Genomic DNA, 24,280 nt, shown 5'->3' with positions numbered 1-24,280 from the left:
TCTATACCAACCCCGCCGGTTCTTGCAGTAACCGGGCCAGCGTCTGCAGAAAACGAGCTCCGTCCGCTCCATCCAACACCCGATGGTCGATGGTCAGGCTGAGCGGCAGTCGTTTGCGGGCTTGGACCAATCCGTTGGCGAGGGTAAGGGTTTCCTCAACTTGTCCGACACCCAGAATCGCTGATTCGGGCGGATTAAGAATGGGCGTAAAAAACGACACTCCAAATCCCCCCAGATTGCTGACGGTAAACGTACTGCCGGTCAAATCCGTCGCTGCCAAACGCCCACTGCGGGCGGCTTCTACCCGCCGACTGACCACCTCGTGCAGTGTAGATAAGGACAGTGTGTCCACATCACGGATGACCGTTACCACCAACCCGGCTTCCGCGTCCACCGCCACACCGAGGTGAATCTCCGTGTGGTAGTGAATCCCCGCCTCTTCCCACGTCGCGTTCAACTCCGGATGATGGCGCAGCGCCAGTGCCACGCCACGAAGGACCCAGGTGTTCCAGCTGATTCCAGGAGCCAGGTGTTGGCGTTGTTCGGCCAGTGCGGTCACGTCCACCCAACGGGTCAACGTGAGCTGCGCGGTCTCACGCAGGCTTTCCAGCATCCGCCGGGCAATCGTTCGTCGCACTGGGGGAAGGGGCTGTATAAAACTGCGCTGCTGGCTTTGCCGAACATTCGACGCTATCGCCTGTCCACTCGCCACTTGGGCGGCAGCACGGACATCGTCCTCCGTAATGCGGCCATTCGGACCGGTACCGTGCACCCCGGCCAGATCCACGCCCAGGTCGGCCGCCAATTTTCGCACCCGCGGCGGCGCCGGCACAAAACTTCGGCGCCCGGGGGGAGCGCCAAGGATAGCCGACGCATCGGAACTCCCTGTATCACCGGTGAAAGTGGCAGTCCCGGCCGTTGTATCACGCGGTTCCATGGCCACAGGGTCAACACCTGGCTGAGGTTCTGGTCCAGGAGGTGTTTCCGCCACCGTCTCTTCGATATACGCCAGCACAGCGCCCACCGGAGCTGCCTGCCCACGAGGCACCTGAATCTGTCGCAGAATACCACTGGCTGGCGCTTCGACGTCATATGTAGCCTTTTCCGTCTGTACCTCCACGAGTGTCTCGCCCGCCTCTACGTGGTCCCCTTCCGACTTGTACCAGAACACAACCACGCTGTCCTGCGCATCTTCGGTCGTCTGGGGCATGTGCACTTCCCGCATGTTGTATGCCTCCCACTTATACCGTCGTGATCGCCAAAATACGCGGCAGTCCTCGGGAGTGCGATTCGCTCGACCCCCGAACACCGCCGCGCCGTCTCCACCCAATCGGGCTTACTGTTCTACCAGCTGCCTGGCCGCCTCGTACACCTTCTCCGCATTGGGCAACACGAATTGCTCCAACGGCCGACTGTACGGTATCGGTACGTCCGGCACGGCCAGCCGCCGTATAGGTGCCTCTAGCTCGTACAGCGCTTCCTCGGCCACCACCGCAGCCACCTCCGCGGTCATTCCATAAGATAGGTAATCCTCATCCACCACCAATAGCCGGTGCGTTTTGCGCACGGACTCAAGGATGGTCGCCTTGTCCAGCGGCGCGAGTGTACGGAGATCTATCACCTCCGCCTCGATACCCTCCTCAGCCAACCGTTGTGCCGCCGCCAGTGCGGCATGCGTCATCATTTGGATGCCGACGATGGTGACGTCACGCCCTTCTCGCGCCACCTTCGCCTGACCAATCGACACCGTATAAGGTTCCTCTGGCACCGGCCCAATGGCTGCATCAAGCGGATCCATCCAGCCGAGTCCTTGCAGGGACTTATGAAACATGAACAGGATCGGATTGTCGTCGCGAATGGCAGAAATCATCATCCCCTTGAGGTCGTACGGGGTGGACGGGGCCACCACCTTCATCCCGGGCAGGTGAGCGAAGGTCGCGTAGAGGGTCTGCGAGTGCTGCGCCGCATCACTGTAACCGCCGCCCACCGCCGTCATGAGCACCATGGGCAGCTTGACACCGCCTCCTGACATGTAGTGGATTTTCGCCATGTGATTGTAGATTTGGTCCATGCACACGCCGAAAAAGTCGACAAACATCAGTTCCACGATTGGCCGCATGCCTTCCGCTGCCGCTCCAATAGCCGCACCGATGAATCCGGTCTCGGAAATCGGTGTATCCCGCACCCGCTCGGGTCCAAACTGTGCGAACAACCCTTCCGTCGCACCAAAAATGCCCCCATATGCGCCCACGTCCTCGCCCATGACAAACACACGTGCGTCCCGCTCCATCTCCTGGCGAATCGCCTCCGCCAAAGCCTTGTTCCCAGTCAACATGCGCTTCGTTCCGATGCTCACTCTTAACTCCCCTTTCCCGCCGCGTGTTAATGAGTCACCGTCACGTCTGCAGACGCTGGCGCAAACACGTCCGTCAATGCCGCATCCGGCTGCGGGTACGCGCTGTCGCGGGCAAACTGATACGCGTCCTTCACCACGTTCCGTGCCCGCCGTTCCAGCTCGGCCAGCTCATCATCGGTCGCCATCCCGCGATCCAGCAGATAGGCACGCAGGCGCACGATGGGATCGCGTTCGCGCAGTGCGGGTACCTCTCCCTTGTCCCGATAGGCTTCTGGGTCTCCTTGGAAGTGACCGAGGTAACGATAAGTCTCCACTTCAATCAGCGTAGGCCCCTCACCCCGCCGGGCGCGCGACACCGCCTCCCCAGCCGCCTCGTAGACGGCCAGTGTATCGTTGTCTGCCACGTGCACCGCCGGCATTCCGTAAGCGCTTCCTCGCTCCGCATTGGAACCGACGGCAGTAGAGGCTGCCTTCGGAACGGAAATCCCATAGGCGTTGTCCTCAATCACCACAATCAGCGGCAGTTTCCAGAGGGCCGCGAGGTTGAGCGACTCGTGAAACGCGCCTGCATTGGCCGCGCCCTCGCCGATGAAGGCCACCGCCACCCAGTCTTTCCCCTGCATCTTCGCCGCCAGGGCCGCCCCCGCCGCGTGTGGCACCCCGGCCGCGACAATCCCGCCACAGGAGAATTTCACGGCCGGATCGAACAAGTGCATGTGCCCACCTTTGCCCTTGCCAAGTCCCGTCACCTTCCCGAAAATCTCAGCCGTCATCCGCCGTAAATCGACCCCTTTGGCAATCGCGTGGTGGTGCGGGCGGTGGGGGGCCGTCACCGTGTCCTCTGCCCGCAAATGGGAGCACACGCCGACCGCCACCGGCTCCTGCCCAGCCGCCAGGTGCATCTCCCCGGGAACCGTACCCGCGCCAATGTTAAACACGGGCACCTTTCCTTCCGCGTACACGTCCACCATCGTCTCTTCATAACAGCGGATTTTGACCATGGTTTCGTACATCCAGGTCAGCTTTTCGACAGGAATGGCCATGTTTCTGGACCTCCTTGCGTACGATTCGTTCAAGTACCGTATCCCAGTTGTCTGTGTTGATTGTAGATGAAACAGATTGAAATGTATGTCTATTCTTGTCGAGAGTGGTACTCACTTGCTAAACGACGATTTCATATCCACCACCACATCCGCCGTGGTCGCCTTGACAAACTTCGACGTCCGGATGCGATCACGAAGCAAGGCCTCGTACTCATCGCCGTCAAACGGGACGCTGACCGTCTGTCCCTTCCACGACGAGAGCATGATGCCGTTAGCCAGGGTTAAACCACGAATGCCCTCCAATCCATGTGCCACGAGATGCGTATCGTTGCCGCTCTGGATGGCCTCCAAGAAATGCCGTGTGACGACGGCGTGTCCGGCGGGCTGATCGAAGTCCAGAGGCACTTCGCTCTCCTCACTCTCCACGTGGGCGAATGCCTCCTTGGTCTCGCGCAAGAATTGCAGTGTGGACATGCGATTCTTCTGCAGGGTAATGAGGCCGTTTTCGCAGACGATTTTGCCGTTCTCTCCAACCACCTCAAGCCGATTGGTCCCCGGTGATTCGGCGGTGCTGACGATGAAGTGGCCAATCATGCCGTTGTCATGCTCAAAGTATGCGGTTACTTCATCCTCCACTTCGATGTTGTGGTACTTCCCGATGTTGGCGTGGCCGGTAATACGATCTGGGAGGCCGAACAGCCACTGATACATATCCAGGTTGTGCGGGCACTGGTTGGTCAAGATGCCACCCCCTTCTCCGGCCCACGTCGCGCGCCACCCGCCGCTGTCGTAGTAAGCCTGGGAGCGAAACCAGGCGGTGTTAATCCAGGTCACCCGCATCAACCGACCGAGATCGCCCCCGTCAATCATCTCTTTCAGCTTGCGATAGATAGACAAGGTGCGCTCTTGGAACATGATGCCGAAGACCAGTTGCGGATATTGCTGCTTTGCGGTTTCATACGCGGCAATCATTTTCTGCGCGTCATTGATATGGACCGCAAGAGGCTTTTCGCACAACGTGTGAATGCCGCGCCGCAACGCTTCGATGGTAATAGGGGTGTGGTCGTAATGAGGCACGGCGACAATAATGGCATTGACGCCGCCGTGGTCCATCAAGTCTTGCGCATTATCGAAATACGTCTGCGCGTGGTAACGCTCCGCGTACGCCTTGGCCCGGTCTCCGTTTACGTCGCAGACGGCGGTCAGTTCCACGCCCGGCATGGACTGTAAGTACTCCACATGGGTGGTGCCGATGTTGCCGAGACCAATGACCCCGATTTTCACTCGATCCGTTCCCTGCATGGGGCTTCACTCCTTTGCACGCACGTTTGTGGTGGAAAGTCATACGCCGAGGGCTTGGTCACAGGCGAGGGCTGGGCGATGGGCCCGAGGCCCCCTTCCGAACAGCCTTCTTTAGCGGGCTCGCGTTTTTTGATAGGACTGAAAGTACGCGTCGAGCACCTTCCGATGCTGCGGCAGGGCGGTATGAGCGTCGGCAATCTCCGGGTGCCACTTCCGCTCCCATTCCACACAAAACCAGCCCTGATAACCTGCGTCCAAAACCTGATGTACGATGTCCTTTACCGGGACCTCCCCTTCGCCAAACAGAACCAGGTCCCACCCATCCCCTTGGCGGCGGGCGTCTTTCAGATGGACGTGATGCAGCCACTCTCGCAGGTTGCCGAGGGTGGTCTCCACCGTCTCACCCATTCGATACGGGTGATGGGTGTCCCACAGCGCTTTCACGTAAGGACTGTCGACAACACGCAGTACCTCTGCCACCCGAAACGACGAGGAAAAATCGTCGTGCGTCTCGAGGACCACGTAGACCCCCAGTTCGCGCGCCCGATCACTCACCTTACGGAGTGCCTCAGCCACCCAATGATTCACCTCAGACTCCGCAATCGCTCCGGCAGACGCGGGCAGCGTTCCCCCGAAAGTGCGCACCATGGGGGCTCCAAGCCGGGCCGCCAGTTCCAGGTAGCGGAGCAGTTCCTCCACGTTCGCTTGGCGATCTCGCTCGTCCACGCTGGCAAATCGGGTAGACGCGCCCACGCCGACAATCTCGATGCCCCGCGTTCGCGCCGCCTGCATCAGGAGACGGGCTTCATCCGGATCGACATCGGACGGGATGACCTCCCCATGCAGGAGCCGCAGCTCCACCGCTTGATACCCATACCGGAGTGCGTTCTCAAAAACCTCTTCCACCGACCATTCCGGACAAGCCAGATTGGAGTACGCCACTTTCACCGTGAACACCTCGTATTCATTGAAGGTCGCCCAAGTCTCCGTCAGTTCCAAGGACAATGCAGCTCTTTGAGCAGCGCTTTCAGGGCGTCGGCAGCTACGTGAAACAACTCCGGGCCGCTGAATCCGCCATAGCGGCCGGCGGCGGCCAAGTGCGGTTCAATCGATAAAAACCCCACATTGAACAAAATTGGCCGGGTCGAAGGCAGCACGCAGCGTACTGGATGCGCACGATTGAAGAATGTCCAGGCAACGCTCCGGGGTATCCCCATAGATGCCCTTCTCGTTCTCGTGCAGTAGCGTAACATCCCGCGCCTCCGCCGCCTCAACCAATCGCTTCATGCGAGCCATCACCGGTTCCCGAAAGCCATCCGGCGACCGACCTTTGGGAATGAAAAACGAGAATATCCGAATATATTGTGCACCGAAGTATTCCGCCAAGTCTATCGTCCTCTGAAATTTCTCCATATAGACGTCAAAGTCGACTGTCAATTCGACTTTGCCAATGGGCGATCCGATGGCTGACACCTGAATCCCGTTCGCGCGCAACGTCCGCCGAATTTCCTCCACCTCATTGTCACTCAAATCCAACACGTTCTTGTTCCAAACACTGCGCAGCTCCAGATGAGCAATCCCCTCGTCGCGTAGGACCCGCACCTGTTCCTCTAAATCGGATGAGATCTCGTCCGCAAAAGCCGAGATTGTAACCACGGCATCTACCTCCCGATGGGACGTAACTAGGATAAGTCGCATGGATTCCATCTACTCGCTATATTCAACCCTTCACCGCGCCACTGGCCAGACCACCGATGATGTATTTTTGGAAGATGAGGAAGATAACCATAACGGGCAGTCCACTCGCCAAACTGGCCGCCATGAGCTGTCCCCAGTAGACATCACCCCCGGATTCGCCAGAGGATACATAAGCCTGCAGGCTGACCGCCACGGTATGCGTCTGGGCCGAAGTCAACACGCTGGCAAACAAAACGTCACCCCACGCCAATAAAAAGGAGAACACGAAGGTCACGACCATGCCGGGCAGCAATAGCGGAAAGACTACGTGTCGAAGTGCCTGCAGGCGCGTGCATCCGTCGACGAATCCTGCCTCTTCCAGATCAACCGGGATCGCCGACATGTACGAATAGAGCAGCCAGCAGGCAAACGGCAGCGCGAACGTTAGGTACGTGAGAATGACCGTAAAGTACCGTCCGACAAGATGGACCGAGATTGCATCCTGGATGACGACAATAATCACGAACAGAGGGAGCAACAGCATCACGGATGGAATGGTCTGAATCGTGATGAGCGACAACATGAACGTCTTGCGTCCGCGAAACTTAAACCTGGCCAACACGTAGGCTGAACCGAGTGCAACCAACGTAGCCAGCAATCCCGTTATCCCGGCAATAATAACGCTGTTGCGGATACCTTGGCCCAGGTGAACGGTCTGCCACATCTTTGCGTAGTTCTCGAACGCGAGGTGGCTGGGCCAAAGAGTGCCGTCTCCCACCTGTGTGTCGGGTGTCAACGAGATCAAAACGATGTAGGCCAGGGGTATCAGGATGAACAAGGCCATGAGTACGATGCCCACGCCTCTCATCCCGTTCCAGAACCTCTGCTGGGCGGAAATGGTCCGGGTCATGATGTCTCCTCCCCAAGGCGCAGCATGCGAATGTAGAAGACGGCGGGAATCATCATCAGAACCAGGGTAATCAACGACATCGCCGCACCAAGTCCAAAGTTGAACGTCTGGAAGGACGTGATATAGACGTTCAAGGGTAGTACATCGGCCTGCGGGGACGGAGGTGTCCCAAACATGATGAACGGCAAGGTGAAGTTATTGAAGTGATTCAATGTCGACAGAAGCAGGGCCAGTCCAAGAACCGGGCGTAACATCGGCAAGGTGATAGAGAAGAAACTGCGCACTGGAGACGCCCCATCGATGTTCGCCGATTCGTACAAGTCACTGGATATACCCTGCAAACCGGCGAGAACCATCAGATAGACAAATGGCCAGGAGGCCCACACATCCGCCACGACCATAGCCCAAAAACTTCTGGGCCCGATGAGCCAAAACGTGTCTTTACTGGCCAAGTGCAAGGCAGCCAACACCTGGTCTATCAACCCCCAGCCGTTCATGAACAACATTCTCCAAACAATGGCATTGACAAAGACCGGCATGACATAGGGAATCAAGAACAACGTCCGCACCCAGCGACGACCTCGAAACGGCTTGTTCACTAGCAGAGCCGCGATAATGCCGATGGGTGTAATCAAAATCGTCGTGGCCACGGAAAACGCGACACTCACCCATACACTTTGGAGCGCAGATGCCCCCAGGGCATTACCTTGCCGAAATGCGTCGAGATAGTTTCCCAGCCCGATAAAGGGCGCATGGGTCCACTGGGTTATGGTGTACTGGTTGAGTTTCGTCAAGCTTGTGTAGACACTGACGGCAAAAGGTGCAACCACAATCACCAGGAGCAATACGATGCTTGGAATCATCATCCAATTAGGAGGACGCTGCCACTTGGAGGTGCGTCGGTGGCGTACCGGGTTGGGGAGCGCCGCTGGATACACGGTCTCCACGGTGTCGAGCGGCATCTGTGAGCTAGACATCGTCTACACCCCTCCCTTTCCATACGAAATTGGCCCCTATAACATGACGCCTCATTGCTGTAGAGAGGACTGGGCCTGTTGATTGGCCGCCTTCAAGGCCGCTGCAATGTCGCCATCGTGATACGAATGGGTTGCAATTTCATTCGCGATTTTGTTGGCCACACCACCGTACACCACCTCGATGTTGGCCCAAGCCGGCGTGAAAGGAATAGGATACGCGTGGTTCTCTGCGTCGACAAACGCCTTAATGACCGGTGTGTTCAGTTCTGGATTGTTCTTAAAAGCGTTCACATTGATGGGCATGTTCCCGTACACTTTGAACATCTCTCGTTGCTGCGGGACGTCCGTGAAGAACTTAATCCATTTCAAGGCAGCATCATACCGTTTACCCGTCACGTATTTAGGCACCGCAAAATCGTTGCCAGAAACGAACGTTTGAACCGGAACACCGCCCTTCGGCATCGCGTTCATACCGTAGGGGATCGTCGGCATAGGAGCAAACGCATAATCATTCTTGACCGCCGACGACTCAAGTGATGGAATCAGCGAGGCTCCTTGCATCACCAGCATGGCCACATGCCCGTTCTCAAACTCCCGGAGCTGGTCGGTGCCCTTGTAGGTTAAATCGTTGGGCGACGCAATCTTGTACTTTTGTACCCAGTCAAACCAAAAGGTGAGACCCTTGACGACCGAAGTGGAGCCGAGAGTTGCCTGTTTTAAGTCCGAACTGACAAAGTCGCCCCCCAATTGCTTGGTCAGGACCCAACCCACATGCCAAGGATCAAAGGAATCGGCCGGATCAATCGCTGTACCCCACTGGTTCTTCGCAGGGTTGGTGAGTTTTTGAGCGTCTTGCACAAATTCCGTCCATGTCTTGGGCGCTGAAGCAATGCCCGCTTCCTTAAACAACTTCTTGTTATATACCAATCCGAATGGAACCATTTCCCACGGAACGGCGATGTACTTGTCCGGACTGGGGCCCGACATTTTTAACTGAGCAGGAAAGAACTTGTCCATCCCACCAACCTTGTTCCAATCTTTCTGGCTTAAAACATGGAAACCATTCATGGCATAAGCCGTCGGCACGAAGGTGGTGCCAATGTCAAAGATGTCCGGCCCCTGTTTCGTCGCCAACGAAGTCTGTAAGGTGGTGTTTTCCTGGGACGCCGAGTCATAATACGTGAATTCCACCTTGATACCCGGGTTTTGCTGCTCAAATTCACTCGCCAACTTGTTCAGGAACTGCTCCTGGGCCTGTGGGTTGGCCGTGTATTTGGACGTAAAGATGGTCAGGGTGATGGAATCTGAACTTCCTGAAGACTCGGTCTGGGTGTTACCCGTTCCCGACTGGGAACCACATGCGGATACTGTTACGCCGAGCGTAACGACAGCGATGGCACTGCACAACTTGGCTTTAGTTGACGTCTTACTCATCTTCTACTCCCCTTACATTCAATTAATCTAATTATTTAGACTGATTTGAATACACAGTGTCACAGGTTAACCAAGTGTTCCACGACTCGCAGCACCTCCTTTCCGCACAAAAGATTTTGCCGCCACCTCTCCCATGGCCTTTTTATCGCGTGATATCCTCAATAAAGCCGTCAATGCCCAGAGAGGCGGCCCCAATGACTACGGTGTTTTCCCCATTTTCCGGAATAATAAGGTGCAGCGGATCCACCAGTTTTGTAGAACACCGAGTCCGCAGAGCCGTCTCGACCATCGGGCGGATCCACTTGGCCAGCGGCGTAATCTTATTTCCAATGATGACGGCTTCTGGATTGAATATATTCACAATATTGGATATCCCGATGCCTAAGTAGTAGGCAATGTAATAAGCCCCTCCAGAGCCCAGTTATCCTCGCGCTGTACGGCCTGAACCACCTCGTTCAAGACGTCCGGGTGATAATCAGGCAAGCGGTCCTTTACATGATCCTCCACCTGCCGATACAGTGCCTTAAGCGATCCGTACATTTCCCAGCACCCGGTCCCTCCGCAAGAACACTTGAGCCCCCGCGGTTCCACCACCATGTGGCCTAACTCCCCGGCGAAGCCTGCGGCACCTCGCTGTAATTGTCCGTTCATGAAAATGCCAACGCCAATGCCTGTTGACACGCTCACGTAGACGAAGTGGTTAAACCGCTTCGCGACGCCGAACAACTTTTCGCCAAAGGCGGCTACATTGGCAGAATTGTCGACGAAGGTTGGGATGGAAAACATCATTTCCAAGTACTGTTTCAGGTTGATAGAACTCAGATGCAGATTGGGACTGTGAATTATGGTACCGCTTTCAAAGTCAACCAACGCCGGTACTCCCACGCCGATGGCCACAACCCCCAACGATGCTCTGCTGGCTTTATGCTCAAGTGCCTCGGTGATGCCCCCCACCATAGTGGAAAGGACCTCATCGGTGCTGCGGTTATACAGTTCCCGTTTGACCTCCCAGACAATTTGCCCTTCCAAATTAGTTACCGCCACATGAATGTAGTCGACATAGACCACGAGTCCGATGACGTAGGCGCTGTCTGGCACAAAGCCAAGGAGAATCGGGCGACGGCCGACGGATGAAGTGGCACTGCCAATCTCCGCCACCACACCTTTTGAGATAAATTCCGTAACAATGGAAGAAATCGTCGCCTTGTTTAAACGTGTGATTTCTGCAATCTGCGTTCTTGAAATTGGATATTGCGTGCGAATCAAATCCAAAACAAGTCTTTTATGGTATTCTTTGGTAGGAATGACCTCCAAGCCTTGCCTAACCAACATCGACATCCGTCCTTGGCGTTGGAATTGGTTTGGATAGGATCGACGAATTTGTTTACATACTAATACGAATAGCTTACCTGCATCAACGCAAACGGTCGCCATTAAAGAGTGTATATTAAATCTATTATTGCAAATCAGGCCAATACACCCGTCTATCTCCATCGGACGTTTGTTATCACCGGTTTTGCGAATGGTGCTACAATGTGGGCAAAGGACGTGATTACCCTGAAAACGCGCATCACCGAGTTGCTTGCGATTGAAGTGCCGATTATCCAAGGTGGCTTAACCAATCTTGCCTATCACTAATTGGCGGCGGCGGTATCCAACGCCGGCGGCTTGGGGCAAATCACGGTCACGTCGCTGCCTGGTCCAGAGAAGCTGCGGGAAGAGATCCGAAAGACACGCGCGCTGACGGATCGCCCGTTTGGCGTCAATATTGCCATCAGCCAACATAAAAGTGTGCATGCGTTCGTCGAAGTTCTCGTGGAGGAGCGGGTGTCTGCGGTCTCACTGACCGGCGGCAATCCGGAGGCCATCCTCCGCCGCTTACAGGACACGCCGATAAAGAAACTGGTCCTCGTCAGCACCGTACGGCAGGCCCAAAAGGTGGAAGCCCCGGGGGCTGATGCGGTCATGGCGGTTGGCCAGGAGGGTGGCGGCCACATTGGCCGCGTGGATACGGGCACCATCGTGCTCGTGCCGTGCGTGGTGGAATCCGTCCAGATTCCCGTCATCGCCAGTGGCGGCATCGCCGATGGTCGTGGTCACCTCGCGGCGCTCGCTCTGGGGGCCGAAGGGGTGGAAATGGGGACTTGGTTTGTGGCGACGCAGGAGTGCATCGCCCATCCTGCCTATAAACAGGCGCTGGTAGAGGGACAAGAGACAGACACGCGGATTATTAAGCGCAGCATCGGCGCGCCAGGCCGAGTACTCCCGTCCGCCTGGGTGGATAAAGTTTGCGCAAGAGATGAAAGGTGCCACAACCGAGGACCTGTGGCCACTGACCAGCGGCGATCGAAACCGCCGCGCCATCCTGGAGGGGCATATGGACGAGGGATTCGCCTGGGCCGGCCAGTCCACAGGGCTTATCCACGATATTCCTTCCGTGGCTGAGCTGATAAGCGGAATTATACAGCAAACCGAGGCGATGCTGGGACGGATCAATCAGGTGATGAAGTCGTAAACGGACGCAAAAGTGTCGGGTAAAGAACTCTTCGAATCCATCAAAGAGAATCTCTCGCCCTTAGCATCACCCGCCTTGGTTCGTTGCGTCTTCACAACGACCAGCGGGTGATGCTACCTGTCCACGTGTCAGAGGAAGTGGTATTTTCCTTTATAAAAGAGCAGGGGATTCCCTTCGAATCGATCTAATTGATAAACTCGACCGACAAACAGCGAATGGTCGCCGCCGTCGTACGTGGCCCATAGTCGGCACGCTGCCCTCATGAGACAGTCCTCGAGAACCGGGACACCATCATACCACTTGTAGCGCACGGATTCTTCTATGGCCCGATTCGTTTTGCCCGCAAAGTGTTGAGAAACCGCTTCTTGGTGGGCAGCGAGAACACTGACGCCAAAGCATTGAGTTTCGGGTATATAGCGGTTATGATTGGCTTTCTTATCCACAGAGATGAGGACCAAGGGCGGATCGAGAGAAACTGACGTAAAAGAATTCGCGGTCATCCCATGAACCCCTTCACCGTCAGACGTTGTCACCACGGTCACTCCGGTGGCAAACTCAGCCATCGCCCTGCGAAAATCTACTGAGGTGAACTGCGCAATCATGCCATTCTCCTCCCTAAAAACATTGTTGTCGAGTATTCCCTACTGACCATCATGGACTCAACACGTGGTTTTGAAAGTGAGGCAGAACGAATTTGGCAAATCGCTCCATCGATTTGAGTGTCTCCGCATGACTCAGGCCGCCAAAATCAAAATAGAGAATCACCTCTTCCACACCGGCGGCTTCCACCTTTTTCAAGGCTTCTACACAATATTCCGCGTCCCCGACAATGATGGTCTGTTCACTCAAATCCTCTGTAGTCAAACGATTCAATCGATCGACAATATCAACAAAATAACGAATATTAGGAGGTGCCTTCGTCGGATCGGAGGGGAAGGCTGGAATAAGACCGTGAAAATACTTCAGCATCCGCTGCTTTGTCCGCTCCGTTTCTTCCTTGGTTTCTGTGACATTCAAAAAGTAGGAGCAACGAACCGACTTATTTACAAAACCGTGTTGACTTGAGGCCGATTTGAACGCATCGACTGCGTTCGATATGCTGCCAAAAACCATACTGGCTGCAAACGGAGCAAAGATTACATTCTCCCCCATTTCAGCGGCTTTTTCCAATGACGGCCGGCTGAAGGAAGCCACATAAATGGGTGGATACGGGTCTTGGACCGGTCGCGGCGTGATGCTCACCTGAGGAATTTGAAAGTGCTTTCCTTGGTATGAGAACGTTTTCTGACTCCAGGCCAGTTTGATAATATCGAGCCCTTCAAAGAAAATCTCACGGCTGGCATTAAAGTCGATACCAAATGCATCATACTCGCGCTTGTCATAACCACGACCTGCGGCAAAAATCGCTCGCCCGTTACTCAACAGGTCCAGCAGGGCGTACTCTTCGGCCATTCGCAGGGGATGGCTGGCTGGCAGTAAGACGACTGCGGGTGCCAACTGAATCTTTTTCGTTTTGGCCGCAATATGGGACAAAAGCATGGACGGAGACGGCAAGACTCCCAGCACCGAAAAGTGATGCTCCGGCACCCAGACGGAATGAAAACCAAGTTCCTCTGCGTAGACTGCCTGTTCAACTAAATCCAGCAACATTTGATTCGAATCTTTTCTTTCATCTCCGTATGCTGGCGGATTATCCGTCAATGTAAATAATCCAAATTTCATTTGCGTACACCCCTTGTGTAATTATAGTGAACTGCGTTAACTATATATCATTTATATGAAGTTTATATCCTGATTCGCTATTGTGTCAATTGCGGCATTAGAAAAAGCATCGATCAGATTTTCGACGTATAATAGGTTTGCGTTAAACCTTTGGATCTGGAGACCATACCGTGAAGGGGATTTCGCCATGAACGCGGAGGCGAAAAAGCAACCACAGGGAATTCAGTCTGTCGAGCAAGCATACCATATTCTTAAAATAATATCTAAATCAAACAAACCATTATCGATGATGGAACTCGCGCAACAATGTGGTATGTCAAAGACTCGATTGCATAAATATCTGGTCAGTTTGACGCGAATTGGGTTTCTTTCAAAACACCGTGATTTTAAATATAGCTTAGGGAATGAACTCATTCTCCTAGGCCTCGTTGCCGCCGAGCAAAAGGACATTCGAGAGCTGGCGAAACCCTACATTGATGAACTGCATGCCACGTTCAATCAGACGTTTGCGCTCGCGATTTGGGGAGAAAGTGGACCGTTCTTCATCTTGTGGCAAGACAGTGACCGAACGGTGAATATTGGCATCCGAGCTGGTAGTCAAGTCAGCTTGACGCACAGTGCGGCTGGACTAATTTTCTCCGCCTTTATGGATAGTGAGGAGACTCAATGCTTAATCGACCAGGAAATACAAAGGCACCAACTCGATCCGTCTGTCTTGCAACAACGGCTGGTCAGGGTTCGAAAGCAAGGGTATGCTTCGGTCGATGGGGAGTTAATCCCTGGCATCGCGGCGATTTCCGTCCCCGTCTTGAACCGGCTGGGCCTCCTTGAAGGTGCCCTAACTGTAGTCGGAACACAACCTGACATTCAGCCAAAATCGGACTCACGACTCCTCCTCGCACTCCAAGACGCGGCAGAACGCCTGTCGAAAGACCTGGGATTCCATGCTCAACTTGGAGGATAAGGGACACGCCTTTACTAGACACATACTACAAGCGCATAGTAAAATAGAGATTACTACAGTTGAATGTTGGTTCTTCTCGGATGGTATACGTTCTTATAAGAGCCGCAAAGGGCTTGTAATCTTGTAATGTTCCATATAAGTTCTCTCGAAAATACGGATTGGGCCGCCCGCCGGATAAAGGTCGGGCGGTTCTGTTTGTGCCGTTCCGGAGAAACATCTGAAGAAACAGACCACGGACGAACTGCCAAAACGTAAAGGAGGAGATATTAGGGTGGAGCTGTCACGCTGGAAGGCGACGGTCTTATTGTCTACACTCATTGTTCTGTGGGGTGTCAGCTGGCCCATCTATAAAGTCGCCCTGAATTATACACCGCCCATCTTGTTTGCCGGCATGCGCACCTTGCTCGGCGGAATCCTAATGGCTGCTGTCATGCTGCCAAGATACAAGCACATTCGCTGGAGACAAACATGGCATATTTATCTCATCTCCGCGCTTTTTAACGCGTTCTTGTTTTACGGGCTCCAGACCGTCGGGCTCAGGTATGTACCCGAGGGATTGTTCACCGTCATCGTGTATTTACAACCGGTGCTTATCGGACTCCTCGCGAGGCTCTGGCTTGGGGAACACCTCTCCGCGAGAAAACTGATTGGTTTACTTCTCGGGTTTATCGGCGTCGGTGTGATTAGTGTAACGAGTATCTCGGGGCACATATCCCTGCTCGGCATTCTGCTCGCTATCGCCACGGCGGTGAGTTGGGCCATCGGCACGGTTTATGTGAAAAAGGTTGGACCTCGAGTCGATTCATATTGGCTCGTGGCTTTTCAGTGTATCCTCGGTGGCCTTGCCATGAATGGGATTGGGCTCGACGCTGAACATGTGTCGAGCATTGTATGGAATGGACCGTACTTGATTGGTTTAATCTACGGCGGCGTGTTTGGCATTGCCATCTCCTGGGTCATCTTTTTCACCCTGGTTCGCGCCGGTGACATGAGTAAAGTCGCTTCGTGGACGTTTCTCGTCCCCTTGTTGGCCGTTGTACTCGGCTGCGTGTTCTTGCATGAGCCCGTCACGATTTCCTTGTTTATCGGGCTTGTCCTGATTATCTTCAGTATCTACCTGGTCAACAGAACGTCGAAGGTTACTGTACCTGTGAAACTTAGATCTAGTCATAGATAAGGTTCGTTGGTTTACATGCCGTGGAAGCCGCAAAGGTTTACTCAGCGGGTAAAAGGCGAGTGACGCATGGAGGTTCACTCGCCTTACTCGTCCTAGTTAGCCTAACTCTGTGCCAAGATAAATTCCCCATTTTACCTACGAATCCTTGCGAACCGTCGAGCTTGTTCCGTGATACTGACTTCCACGGGCAGTCTCTCCATACTGCTGGCACCGTAAAAACCGTGAACCCCCTTTGTTCGCTGCAGAACGTATTCGACGTCTTCAGGTTCAGACAAGGGGCCACCGTGGCATAAGATTATCACCTCAGGATTCACTTCTCGTGCAGCGTCGGCAACGCGCTGGATAAATTCTGGTGCTTCCTCAAGCGACACGGCCGTCTTGGCACCAATGGTTCCCTTTGTAGTCAAGCCCAGGTGCACCACGATAATATCCGCGCCCGCTTCGGCCATCTTACGCGCTTCTGTTGGATTGAATACGTAGGGCGAGGTCAATAGGTCAAGCTCCCGGGCCTTCCTTATCATGTCGACCTCCAAATCAAATCCCATACCGGTCTCCTCGAGATGTTGCCGAAACGTCCCGTCATAGAGACCCACGGTCGGGAAGTTCTGCACCCCAGAAAACCCCATATCCCGGAGCTCACTAAGAAATTGTTTCATGTCTCGAAACGGGTCGGTCCCACAGACTCCGGCCAACACTGGGGTATGGTGAATAACAGTCAGGACTTCACGCGCCATCTCGACAACAATCTCGTTCGCGTCCCCATAGGGGAGCAAACCAGCCAAGGATCCGCGGCCAGCCATACGGAATCGTCCCGAGTTGTAAATGACGATGAGATCGGCGCCCCCGTTTTCTTCACACTTTGCGGATATTCCTGTCCCTGCACCCGCTCCGACAATGATTTCTCCGCGCTCCACCTTGTCGCGCAGACTCGACAATATGTCTTCACGGACACGATTCATTCTTAGCCCTCCCGAACATATCCAGCAGCGTAGCAACCGCTTTCTCAGCGAATTCCACATCATTGATGTTGGCGTCTACATCCTCAACAGGAATGCCTTCTCGTACATGGTGGCGAATGGCTGAAAATAACGCCGTATCCGCTTCCGGCCACCAAAACGGATTTCCTGGTGCATCCAAGACAGAGAGTCCTTTGAGCGGAAGTAAAAACGCCACGGGCCCTTGCGCCTGATTGGCTTTGTCGGCAAGGATTTGTCCGAGGGCCTGATTTTCCTCGGGCGTCGTTCGCATTAAGGTGACTTGGGGATTCCATACGTAAAATGTCCGATGCCGAAATCGCTCGGGGACGGAAGAGATAGGTCCGAAATTGACCATATCTAGACACCCTGGCACGATGAGGTGAGGAATTCCGCGATGACCCGGAGCCTCTAGACGATGTGGGCCAGCACTGAGCACGCCGCCACACAATTCATCTGCCCATTCGGTGGTCGTGATGTCGAGTACAGCGGCAACACGTCCATCTTCCACCAAGTCTTCCATGGTGCGTCCGCCCACACCTGTACAGTGAAAGGCCAGCACCTCGCAACCCGCCCTAGTCAACAGCTCCCTACAACGAGTGACGCACTCCGTGGTGTTGCCGAACATGGTGATCGCGACCACAGGGTGTTCCGTTTCCGCTTCAGAAGCGCTGATGGAGGTTTCTCGGATTCGTAGCATCCCACAGATAGCACCCACTGCTTCAGTAAAAATGGTTCGGCTAATCTGATTCAGACCGGCCACATCAACGACAGCTGGAATCAACACAATATCCCTGGTATCCACGATGGGTGAAGTATTCCCACTGGCCATCGTCGACACCAGAACCTTGGGTACGCCTACCGGAAGCTCTCGCATGGCCGCACTGATGACAGACGTCCCACCGGATCCCCCCATGCCGAAGACACCTTGGATGCGCCCGGTCTCGAACAATTCGCGTGTCAATATAGCTGCCCCACGGCTCATGACGTCCATCGCATGTCCCCTATCCGCGCGCTTCCGCAGTGTGCCAAGGTGTTCCCCTCCTCGTTCCGCGACCGTCTCCGCCGAGATGTGGGAGAGTATATGAAAGGGCTCCCCGACGACCCCAATGTCCATCGTGAGTACGCTTAAGCCTTCTCGTCGCAGCAAAGATGCGACAAACGCATACTCTTCTCCCTTCGTATCCAGTGCTCCAATAAGAAGAACCGTCGGCTCCGACATACATACTCCCCCGTCACGCGGATTTCATCAAGTAACTTCGTTCAGAGGTGTAAGTGATGAGAACAAGTCCACAAGACGGATACAGATTTAAAATGACGAATTTTAGCATGACTATGGGTCTAGCTGGTACTGAGGTTTCTACGTTCCGGGCGTGGACGAATGACTACCTTCTCCAACGCAGGAATACGTCCAACACGACGGCACCAACCGAACAGATGACCACCCCTATACCGACTAACACCCAGGCACCGCCCGCATGTTGCCCACCAACCAACTCAGACCAGCCTTGGGCATTGATAATAAACAGAGGTATCAAGAGACACAGGCAAATCACTGCCAACGCCGCCAGTCGCCGGTAGATGAATAACCGAGATAATTTCATATATTCATTTAATTTTTGTGGGTCGAATTCATAGACATGTGACTCCATGCTTTAAATCCCCCCTATCTCTTTTTCGCTAGGACTTCTTTTGGCTCCGTAATGATAAGCACCGCTCCTACGAACAACACCAGGCAGCCAAGAATGATAATCCAACTAAACGGTGCGCCATAGACTGTCATGGACAAAAATGAGATGAAGAAGAACCCGAAGGTCCCCGCCATGACGCCACCCCGGACACCACCCGCGTAGGCGATCCCGATATAGTAGCCCATGATAATCCATATCGCCCATCCAAACCCGATGACCGCACCATAGGCCAACATTCTTGGGTCGGTATAAACCTGCACAGTCATAGCGCGTGACGCCGGAAAACAGAGAATCATGAGCAGGAAACCGATGAGGTACGCGAGCGCCGCTCGCCACCAAATGAAGCTCTCTGCTCGCATCAGATCCGTTCCCGCAGCGATGGCAAAGTTTTCAAACCCCCAGGTTAAGGTACCAAAGATCATAATGAGTACACCGACCAATTCATAGACCCCGTGGGTTGGAGATACGAGTTTTCCACCGCTGAGGACAAGCCAAATCCCGGCGGCCACACACAATAATCCGATAGCCGTGCTCCATCGCTTAATGTTCTCCTTGTACAGTGCCGCCACAATGAGGGCACCCACCACACCGAACAGTCCGCCAATCGGTCCGGCCAATGCGGAACCGATAAGGACCGCCGAACATGCGTAACATAGGTCCCCTACGAATCCGCCCACGCCGACAAACAAAGTCCACCACGAGATGCGACTATGAAAAATGGATAACACATCTCTCCAGGCACCTGTGATGACGACGAATATCGTGATGGCAAGCAGACCAAAGGGATACTGGAGAAGCACAACGATGGCCAAAGCGCCCGTCGGGTATTGGTGGTTAAACGGCGCCTTTCCGACCAATGTACCCAACAAGCCCAGTGCGATTCCGAGAGCGGGACCAGCCAAGAGGGCATACAACATGCCCAGGCGTGTTTTGAGCGCGTCGTGCCCCAGCGCTCGACTGCGAAGACGCGAAACGTCAATCGCCACCTCAATCACTCTCCTAGATCGTGGTTACGACGGCATGCTGTTCACAGTCAAATTTGCCAGCAAATTGGAAGCATCCAGCTGATAGTGAATGAATGCTCGATGCGAGTCCACCAATTTAAACTTGCGGATCAATTCTCCCTTGTACTCGGCGATGGCTGCCGTTTCAATCCATCCCACTGTACTAAAGCTGGTGAGTTCCTCCCGAATGCAGCATAGATTGGCTTTTGCGTAATGACCCCGAAGACGTTCATAAATCTCATGCTCCCAAAGCCCTTCCGGTTCCTGACACAGCAGACTTATCACAGCATATTTAATAGAAGGTTTAGGCACGTAAATTCACGTCCCCTTTTTCGAATATGTGACCGAGCCGCCGAGAACCAATCAGCTACCTGAACTGTGCGCCCAATGAAAGCTCACTTTCCGTACGCCTGCGCAAAAAAGTCAGGCATCGTCAACCCCATAACAATCGTAAGGACAATCCCAATGAGCAAAAAACACAGCGACCATACTTTGGCGTTGAGCATAGGAAGAGGATTACCGGACTGTGCAGCGTTCTCTTCCGTCAACTCAATGACCTCAAGTTTCATGCGTAGCCCCCCCTAATAAATAGTCAGTACGCGGATGGCCGTCATCCATGTTGCATCGCTCGGCAACCTTGCGGAACAGCTCCTCCTGGGTACGTCCGATGACGGGTCGCTCGCGAAAGTAAAAGGTATATAGATTTGCGCAAAACATGCAAAGCCGCAGACATTTGTACGGAACAATTGTCGACTCGAGCCCCATTTCCGCCAAATGAGCCAAGATCTCGTTCCGCTCACGCCAAGTCCGGTTCCGTATACAACACCATACCTCCTCCAACCGGTTCACATCCTCCCAATTCGCATTGTCTTACGAATGGAAGAAATCATCCAGGCCACTGGATGGACGAACTGCTGGAATCATTCCATCCCAGTCACAGATAACGACGTTCATACACTTGACTCGATGTACATCGAATCCGAAATCTGGACAGTGCTCCGTGGTGAGAATTCGATAGGGAACCTTCTCGGGATGGCACATTGGACAAAGACCCAACGCGATGTATTCTTTCTGCTCGGCCGTGTATTGTTCCGTGAGCTTCTCGAATTGCAGCTCCCACTCATCACGCAGAGCCATACGGGTACGCGTCATGAAAGATTCCTCTCCTCTTTCGAATGCTAGGGGGCATGGATAGTGCCCCCACCAAATTCTGTAGATTCGCAGAAAGATTTACCGGACCGACTCCCCAATGGCATATTTGGCCGGTTTCGACGTCAGGCGATTGACAACAAATTCCCCGCCCTTCATGACCACGGATAGGCATTTGTGTTCCTGCAGGATGGCGATGTTCTCAAGCGGATTCCCGTCCACCACCAGGAGGTCCGCTAGCTTTCCAGGTTCAACCGTTCCGGTTTTGTCTTCGGTCAACATAATTTGCGATCCGTACTTTGTCGCGGCCACAATCGCGTCCATCGGAGACATCCCGACTAGTTTGACAAAGTGCTCCAGATCGCGAGCGTATCCCCCGTGCGGACACCAAGCAAACCCATAGTCACCGCCCGGCAGCACCCGTACCCCAGCCTTGTACAGGCGGTTCATATTGCCAACGCATATTTCAAGCCCCTGTGCATAACCGGTGGCGTCCAGTGCCTCCTGACCGAAATACTCGGCTCCGTGCTCAAGGGTCGACACCAACCAGTTCATGGCCGGTACAACGAAAAGGCGGTCCTTATTTTCCACCAACATTTCAAACGCTTCATCGTCAATAAAGTCGGCATGGCCAATTATGTGCACTCCTGCTCGCACGCAATGCTTTACCGACTCGGCACTGCGAGCGTGCGTATACACCCGCTTCCCGCGCGCGTCCGCCTCTTCGACCGCCGCACGGACCTCTCTATAGGTATAAAGCGTCATTTCACCGCGCGCATTGGGAGAAAGGCTTTCGCCGCTCACGTTCAATTTGATGAGGTCCTGCCCTTCCTTGTAAAGGCTTCTGGCCGCCTTGCGTACAGCATCTTCGCCATCGGCAAAGATGGATAGACCGAGGACCTGAATGTGACTTGGCCATAAGTCCGTAAAGCTGCCCGTCGCTGAAATCTCAGGGCCATTGGCAAGCATGCGGGGCCCAACCAGACGCCCCTGGTTGATGGCGTTCTTGATTGCGATGTCGACACGACCCCGGGCCGCCGCACTGACGGCCGACGTGAACCCGCTCTTGATAAGTGTCTCGGCGTTCAAAATAGCTTCAACCATCGTCTCTTCAATCGGCTTTTGGTCGATGTCCTGAATGTATATAGCGTTGGCCCAAGTCAGATGGGTGTGCGCCTCCGTCATACCAGGCATGAGAGTCTTGCCGTTTAACTCCATGACACTCAGTTCATCAAGGTTTACCCCGTACTCAGACACATTTAAGTTATGGCCTACGGCAACAATCTTGTCAGCGCTTACAAGGACATCAACGTTTGCTTGCGGCTCAGCTCCGGTACCATCGATGAGATAGGCATTACGAAACAAGATGGACGCCATACCTATCACTCCTCTTCCTTTTATTCAATCCTTTAGACCTGTTAAGAACTCAAGGACATAGCGCTCAACCAACCCCGGATATTCTAGAGACATCCAGTGACCACATTGGTGAATGACTCGGACTGTAGCTCGCGAAAGCAAGGTGCTGAGGGTCTTTGTCACTTGGAGTGGAGACGTGTTGTCTTCCGATCCCGCAATCATCAAGGCAGGACAGCGCACCTGACGGGCATCCAAGGCGTTCCAACCAGCAATGGCTTCACAGGACCGCGCATACCCCTCGGCGGGCTGCCCGAGCAGAATTTCTCGCACTCCGGCTGCAATTTCAGGTCTGGCTCCCCGTGTGGCCAGACTCAGTGCCGACTCGAGAATGGTGTCGACGACCGCTTCCATCCCACCTTCGCGAACCTTGGCGGCCCGCGCGACAAGCCCCTCCTTTCCGGCCGGCGGAAACTCAATGATGGGTCCGAGTAGAGTGAGAGATTTACAGCGTGCCGGATGACGCACCGCGAGCGCTTGGGCAATTACGGTTCCCATAGAGTGGGCCACGAAATGTGCCGTATGAATTCCCAAAGTATCCATCAGCGCAGTCAGGTCATCGGCCCATCCCTCAATCGAATATGCCCCTTCACCCACCCCAGAGCGTCCAGATCCTCTCAAATCATAGGAGACCGTCTGATAGCTGCGTGAGAGACTGCGGATCAAGGGGTACCATATATTGCTCGTCCCTCCCAGACCATGAATGAGAATGACCGATTCGTGACTCTCCCCCCTTACCTCAACGAAATGTCTGACTCCGTTCACGTCAACCCACATGTTAAGCCCTCCAAACTGGTCTAACCACTTAATCCATCCCATACGTTATATCATGACTGGACTGTTGTCAATATGCAATCAATTAAAACTTTTTTGTGCAGAAAATCCGGCACGTGCCCTCTATTGCCACGAGATATTTTAGGTATTTTTCGAAGTCGAAAGCCCTCAAAAGGTGTCGACAAGATGGTGAATGCCTGTCCCATGCAAATCAATTCAGTTTTCGCGCTTGACTTCGCAGAAAATAATCGCTAGCATTCGGTACGACTGGTCCTACCAATTAAGCGGTTTGGGGTGAAAATCATGCGGCTTGTTCGTTTTCAAGCAGAAAATGAAGTGAAACTCGGTGTGGTGCTGGACTCAGAGAAGATTCTCGATGTAACCAGAGTGATGAAGTCCGCAAATCGTGGCATTGTTTATCACGATGTTCTGGCTGTCATAAAGGACGGTCAAACGGGATTGTCCCTTGTTGAAGAGGCAGCAAAAAACTTTGACCCAGATTTTGTGATTCACGCGCAGGACGTCAAAATCTTAGCCCCTTACCTTCCGGAAAGAAACGTGTTTTGTCTCGGCAAGAACTACGTTGCTCATGCCAAGGAATTCGACGGAAGAAACGACGACTCGGCCATTCCCAATCAACCTATTATCTTTACGAAACCTCCGAGTTCCGTCGTGGCTACACAAGAATCCGTTTACTCATACCCGGAGTTGACATCGGAGTTGGATTACGAAGCTGAGATAGCGGTTATCATTGGCACCGAGGGTATCAATATTGAGCCGGAAGAATCCTGGAATTATGTGTTTGGGTTCTCCCTCATCAACGACTTGACCGCACGAGATTTGCAGAAAAAGCATCAACAGTGGTTTAAGGGGAAGAGCTTAGATGGATTTTGCCCGTTTGGGCCTTGCGTCGTCACCATGAACGACATCGCCAGCGTAAATGATATCGACGTGTACTGTCTTGTTAACGGTGAAGAGCGGCAACGGTCCAGTCTGAAACAGCTGATCTTCGATATACCGCAAATTATTTCTGTGTTATCGCGCGGGATGCGTCTGCAAGCCGGAGACATTATCGCAACCGGAACACCAGAGGGCGTGGGTATGGGCTATACGCCGCCTCGATTCCTAAAACCGGGAGATGTTGTCACCGTGGGTTCTTCACAGATTGGAGAGCTTGTAAACACAATTATTTAACAGA

25 protein-coding genes and 1 pseudogene are annotated in these 24,280 nt (G+C 53.9%); 4 read left to right on the top strand and 22 right to left on the bottom strand.

All coding sequences use genetic code 11. The features are described 5' to 3' along the window. Nucleotide 1: 1 nt before the first annotated feature. The 11 genes from H522_RS20345 to H522_RS17630 all read right to left on the bottom strand — a co-directional run bounded on the left by H522_RS20345 (nucleotide 2) and on the right by H522_RS17630 (nucleotide 11,031). Nucleotides 2–1,225, bottom strand: coding sequence for a dihydrolipoamide acetyltransferase family protein (locus H522_RS20345; RefSeq protein ID WP_051343906.1), 1,224 nt, complete (start codon nucleotides 1,223–1,225; stop codon nucleotides 2–4). A 111-nt stretch (nucleotides 1,226–1,336) separates the two neighbouring features. Next, nucleotides 1,337–2,335, bottom strand: a complete 999-nt coding sequence (locus H522_RS0104745) for an alpha-ketoacid dehydrogenase subunit beta (protein WP_035452710.1) — start codon at nucleotides 2,333–2,335, stop codon at nucleotides 1,337–1,339. 47 nt (nucleotides 2,336–2,382) lie between these two features. Further along, entirely contained in the window at nucleotides 2,383–3,399 is a 1,017-nt protein-coding gene (locus tag H522_RS17650) for a thiamine pyrophosphate-dependent dehydrogenase E1 component subunit alpha (protein ID WP_035452648.1), read from the bottom strand. 111 nt (nucleotides 3,400–3,510) lie between these two features. Beyond that, the gene (locus tag H522_RS0104735; protein WP_026961423.1) at nucleotides 3,511–4,701 is read right to left on the bottom strand and encodes a Gfo/Idh/MocA family protein; all 1,191 of its coding nucleotides are present in this window, start codon (nucleotides 4,699–4,701) and stop codon (nucleotides 3,511–3,513) included. Nucleotides 4,702–4,812: 111 nt separating this feature from the next. After that, nucleotides 4,813–5,700 (bottom strand): sugar phosphate isomerase/epimerase family protein, encoded by an 888-nt coding sequence (locus tag H522_RS17645; RefSeq protein ID WP_051343905.1) that lies wholly within the window; start codon nucleotides 5,698–5,700, stop codon nucleotides 4,813–4,815. A gap of 105 nt (nucleotides 5,701–5,805) precedes the next feature. Further along, on the bottom strand, nucleotides 5,806–6,357 hold the full coding sequence (locus tag H522_RS17640) for a sugar phosphate isomerase/epimerase family protein (RefSeq protein WP_035452706.1): 552 nt from the start codon (nucleotides 6,355–6,357) through the stop codon (nucleotides 5,806–5,808). Nucleotides 6,358–6,421: 64 nt separating this feature from the next. Continuing rightward, the gene (locus H522_RS0104720) at nucleotides 6,422–7,288 is read right to left on the bottom strand and encodes a carbohydrate ABC transporter permease (protein WP_026961422.1); all 867 of its coding nucleotides are present in this window, start codon (nucleotides 7,286–7,288) and stop codon (nucleotides 6,422–6,424) included. Next, the gene (locus H522_RS0104715; protein ID WP_211230649.1) at nucleotides 7,285–8,265 is read right to left on the bottom strand and encodes a carbohydrate ABC transporter permease; all 981 of its coding nucleotides are present in this window, start codon (nucleotides 8,263–8,265) and stop codon (nucleotides 7,285–7,287) included. Before H522_RS0104715 ends, H522_RS0104720 begins: the two co-directional genes overlap by 4 nt. Before the next feature lie 51 nt (nucleotides 8,266–8,316). Further along, the gene (locus H522_RS0104710) at nucleotides 8,317–9,699 is read right to left on the bottom strand and encodes an ABC transporter substrate-binding protein (RefSeq protein ID WP_026961420.1); all 1,383 of its coding nucleotides are present in this window, start codon (nucleotides 9,697–9,699) and stop codon (nucleotides 8,317–8,319) included. A gap of 142 nt (nucleotides 9,700–9,841) precedes the next feature. After that, entirely contained in the window at nucleotides 9,842–10,060 is a 219-nt protein-coding gene (locus tag H522_RS22275; protein ID WP_035452644.1) for a hypothetical protein, read from the bottom strand. Nucleotides 10,061–10,080: 20 nt separating this feature from the next. Continuing rightward, nucleotides 10,081–11,031: an ROK family protein gene (locus H522_RS17630; RefSeq protein WP_051343904.1), complete on the bottom strand. Its 951-nt coding sequence runs from the start codon at nucleotides 11,029–11,031 to the stop codon at nucleotides 10,081–10,083. Between the two features lie 219 nt (nucleotides 11,032–11,250). Between H522_RS17630 and H522_RS17625 the strand changes: the two are divergent. Continuing rightward, nucleotides 11,251–12,214, top strand: a pseudogene (locus H522_RS17625) (NAD(P)H-dependent flavin oxidoreductase). Between the two features lie 128 nt (nucleotides 12,215–12,342). Here H522_RS17625 and H522_RS0104695 read toward each other — a convergent pair. Then, nucleotides 12,343–12,816, bottom strand: coding sequence for a flavin reductase family protein (locus tag H522_RS0104695; protein WP_026961419.1), 474 nt, complete (start codon nucleotides 12,814–12,816; stop codon nucleotides 12,343–12,345). A 49-nt stretch (nucleotides 12,817–12,865) separates the two neighbouring features. After that, nucleotides 12,866–13,936 carry an LLM class flavin-dependent oxidoreductase gene (locus H522_RS0104690; protein ID WP_026961418.1) on the bottom strand — a complete coding sequence of 357 codons (1,071 nt, stop codon included), beginning with the start codon at nucleotides 13,934–13,936 and terminating at the stop codon, nucleotides 12,866–12,868. 187 nt (nucleotides 13,937–14,123) lie between these two features. Between H522_RS0104690 and H522_RS0104685 the strand changes: the two genes are divergently transcribed. After that, the gene (locus H522_RS0104685) at nucleotides 14,124–14,900 is read left to right on the top strand and encodes an IclR family transcriptional regulator (protein ID WP_026961417.1); all 777 of its coding nucleotides are present in this window, start codon (nucleotides 14,124–14,126) and stop codon (nucleotides 14,898–14,900) included. Between the two features lie 271 nt (nucleotides 14,901–15,171). Then, on the top strand, nucleotides 15,172–16,077 hold the full coding sequence (locus H522_RS0104680) for a DMT family transporter (RefSeq protein WP_155836195.1): 906 nt from the start codon (nucleotides 15,172–15,174) through the stop codon (nucleotides 16,075–16,077). 131 nt (nucleotides 16,078–16,208) lie between these two features. On the opposite strand, the gene H522_RS0104675 is transcribed toward H522_RS0104680, so the two are convergent. The 9 genes from H522_RS0104675 to H522_RS0104630 all read right to left on the bottom strand — a co-directional run bounded on the left by H522_RS0104675 (nucleotide 16,209) and on the right by H522_RS0104630 (nucleotide 23,085). After that, on the bottom strand, nucleotides 16,209–17,036 hold the full coding sequence (locus tag H522_RS0104675; RefSeq protein WP_026961415.1) for a phosphoenolpyruvate hydrolase family protein: 828 nt from the start codon (nucleotides 17,034–17,036) through the stop codon (nucleotides 16,209–16,211). After that, entirely contained in the window at nucleotides 17,020–18,273 is a 1,254-nt protein-coding gene (locus tag H522_RS0104670; protein WP_026961414.1) for a Tm-1-like ATP-binding domain-containing protein, read from the bottom strand. The genes H522_RS0104675 and H522_RS0104670 overlap by 17 nt, the downstream gene beginning before the upstream one ends. Nucleotides 18,274–18,436: 163 nt before the next feature. Next, on the bottom strand, nucleotides 18,437–18,703 hold the full coding sequence (locus tag H522_RS0104665) for a hypothetical protein (protein ID WP_026961413.1): 267 nt from the start codon (nucleotides 18,701–18,703) through the stop codon (nucleotides 18,437–18,439). A 14-nt stretch (nucleotides 18,704–18,717) separates the two neighbouring features. Next, nucleotides 18,718–19,728, bottom strand: a complete 1,011-nt coding sequence (locus H522_RS0104660) for a DMT family transporter (RefSeq protein ID WP_026961412.1) — start codon at nucleotides 19,726–19,728, stop codon at nucleotides 18,718–18,720. 24 nt (nucleotides 19,729–19,752) lie between these two features. After that, nucleotides 19,753–20,058, bottom strand: coding sequence for a hypothetical protein (locus H522_RS21420; protein WP_155836194.1), 306 nt, complete (start codon nucleotides 20,056–20,058; stop codon nucleotides 19,753–19,755). Between the two features lie 83 nt (nucleotides 20,059–20,141). After that, entirely contained in the window at nucleotides 20,142–20,315 is a 174-nt protein-coding gene (locus H522_RS21415; protein ID WP_155836192.1) for a hypothetical protein, read from the bottom strand. Between the two features lie 301 nt (nucleotides 20,316–20,616). After that, nucleotides 20,617–20,898 carry a hypothetical protein gene (locus H522_RS0104640; RefSeq protein WP_026961410.1) on the bottom strand — a complete coding sequence of 94 codons (282 nt, stop codon included), beginning with the start codon at nucleotides 20,896–20,898 and terminating at the stop codon, nucleotides 20,617–20,619. A gap of 78 nt (nucleotides 20,899–20,976) precedes the next feature. Continuing rightward, on the bottom strand, nucleotides 20,977–22,272 hold the full coding sequence (locus H522_RS17620; protein ID WP_035452641.1) for a metal-dependent hydrolase family protein: 1,296 nt from the start codon (nucleotides 22,270–22,272) through the stop codon (nucleotides 20,977–20,979). A 24-nt stretch (nucleotides 22,273–22,296) separates the two neighbouring features. Then, a complete protein-coding gene (locus H522_RS0104630; RefSeq protein WP_026961409.1) occupies nucleotides 22,297–23,085 on the bottom strand; it encodes an alpha/beta fold hydrolase in 789 nt (262 codons plus the stop codon). 300 nt (nucleotides 23,086–23,385) lie between these two features. Between H522_RS0104630 and H522_RS0104625 the strand changes: the two genes are divergently transcribed. Beyond that, nucleotides 23,386–24,276, top strand: coding sequence for a fumarylacetoacetate hydrolase family protein (locus H522_RS0104625; protein WP_026961408.1), 891 nt, complete (start codon nucleotides 23,386–23,388; stop codon nucleotides 24,274–24,276). Nucleotides 24,277–24,280: the final 4 nt, after the last annotated feature.

Source organism: Alicyclobacillus herbarius DSM 13609 (assembly GCF_000430585.1).
In the GTDB taxonomy this organism is placed as follows: domain Bacteria; phylum Bacillota; class Bacilli; order Alicyclobacillales; family Alicyclobacillaceae; genus Alicyclobacillus_G; species Alicyclobacillus_G herbarius.
This window is presented reverse-complemented; position numbering and strand designations above follow the sequence as displayed.

What these genes read in the sequence shown, in the direction of transcription:
- H522_RS20345 (WP_051343906.1), bottom strand. Translation starts at nt 1,225, where the DNA reads ATGCGGGAAGTGCACATGCCCCAGACGACCGAAGATGCGCAGGACAGC.
- H522_RS0104745 (WP_035452710.1), bottom strand. Translation starts at nt 2,335, where the DNA reads ATGTTGACTGGGAACAAGGCTTTGGCGGAGGCGATTCGCCAGGAGATG.
- H522_RS17650 (WP_035452648.1), bottom strand. Translation starts at nt 3,399, where the DNA reads ATGGCCATTCCTGTCGAAAAGCTGACCTGGATGTACGAAACCATGGTC.
- H522_RS0104735 (WP_026961423.1), bottom strand. Translation starts at nt 4,701, where the DNA reads ATGCAGGGAACGGATCGAGTGAAAATCGGGGTCATTGGTCTCGGCAAC.
- H522_RS0104720 (WP_026961422.1), bottom strand. Translation starts at nt 7,288, where the DNA reads ATGACCCGGACCATTTCCGCCCAGCAGAGGTTCTGGAACGGGATGAGA.
- H522_RS0104715 (WP_211230649.1), bottom strand. Translation starts at nt 8,265, where the DNA reads ATGTCTAGCTCACAGATGCCGCTCGACACCGTGGAGACCGTGTATCCA.
- H522_RS0104710 (WP_026961420.1), bottom strand. Translation starts at nt 9,699, where the DNA reads ATGAGTAAGACGTCAACTAAAGCCAAGTTGTGCAGTGCCATCGCTGTC.
- H522_RS17630 (WP_051343904.1), bottom strand. Translation starts at nt 11,031, where the DNA reads ATGTTGGTTAGGCAAGGCTTGGAGGTCATTCCTACCAAAGAATACCAT.
- H522_RS0104695 (WP_026961419.1), bottom strand. Translation starts at nt 12,816, where the DNA reads ATGATTGCGCAGTTCACCTCAGTAGATTTTCGCAGGGCGATGGCTGAG.
- H522_RS0104690 (WP_026961418.1), bottom strand. Translation starts at nt 13,936, where the DNA reads ATGAAATTTGGATTATTTACATTGACGGATAATCCGCCAGCATACGGA.
- H522_RS0104685 (WP_026961417.1), top strand. Translation starts at nt 14,124, where the DNA reads ATGAACGCGGAGGCGAAAAAGCAACCACAGGGAATTCAGTCTGTCGAG.
- H522_RS0104675 (WP_026961415.1), bottom strand. Translation starts at nt 17,036, where the DNA reads ATGAATCGTGTCCGTGAAGACATATTGTCGAGTCTGCGCGACAAGGTG.
- H522_RS0104670 (WP_026961414.1), bottom strand. Translation starts at nt 18,273, where the DNA reads ATGTCGGAGCCGACGGTTCTTCTTATTGGAGCACTGGATACGAAGGGA.
- H522_RS0104665 (WP_026961413.1), bottom strand. Translation starts at nt 18,703, where the DNA reads ATGGAGTCACATGTCTATGAATTCGACCCACAAAAATTAAATGAATAT.
- H522_RS21415 (WP_155836192.1), bottom strand. Translation starts at nt 20,315, where the DNA reads ATGAAACTTGAGGTCATTGAGTTGACGGAAGAGAACGCTGCACAGTCC.
- H522_RS0104640 (WP_026961410.1), bottom strand. Translation starts at nt 20,898, where the DNA reads ATGACGCGTACCCGTATGGCTCTGCGTGATGAGTGGGAGCTGCAATTC.
- H522_RS17620 (WP_035452641.1), bottom strand. Translation starts at nt 22,272, where the DNA reads ATGGCGTCCATCTTGTTTCGTAATGCCTATCTCATCGATGGTACCGGA.
- H522_RS0104630 (WP_026961409.1), bottom strand. Translation starts at nt 23,085, where the DNA reads ATGTGGGTTGACGTGAACGGAGTCAGACATTTCGTTGAGGTAAGGGGG.
- H522_RS0104625 (WP_026961408.1), top strand. Translation starts at nt 23,386, where the DNA reads ATGCGGCTTGTTCGTTTTCAAGCAGAAAATGAAGTGAAACTCGGTGTG.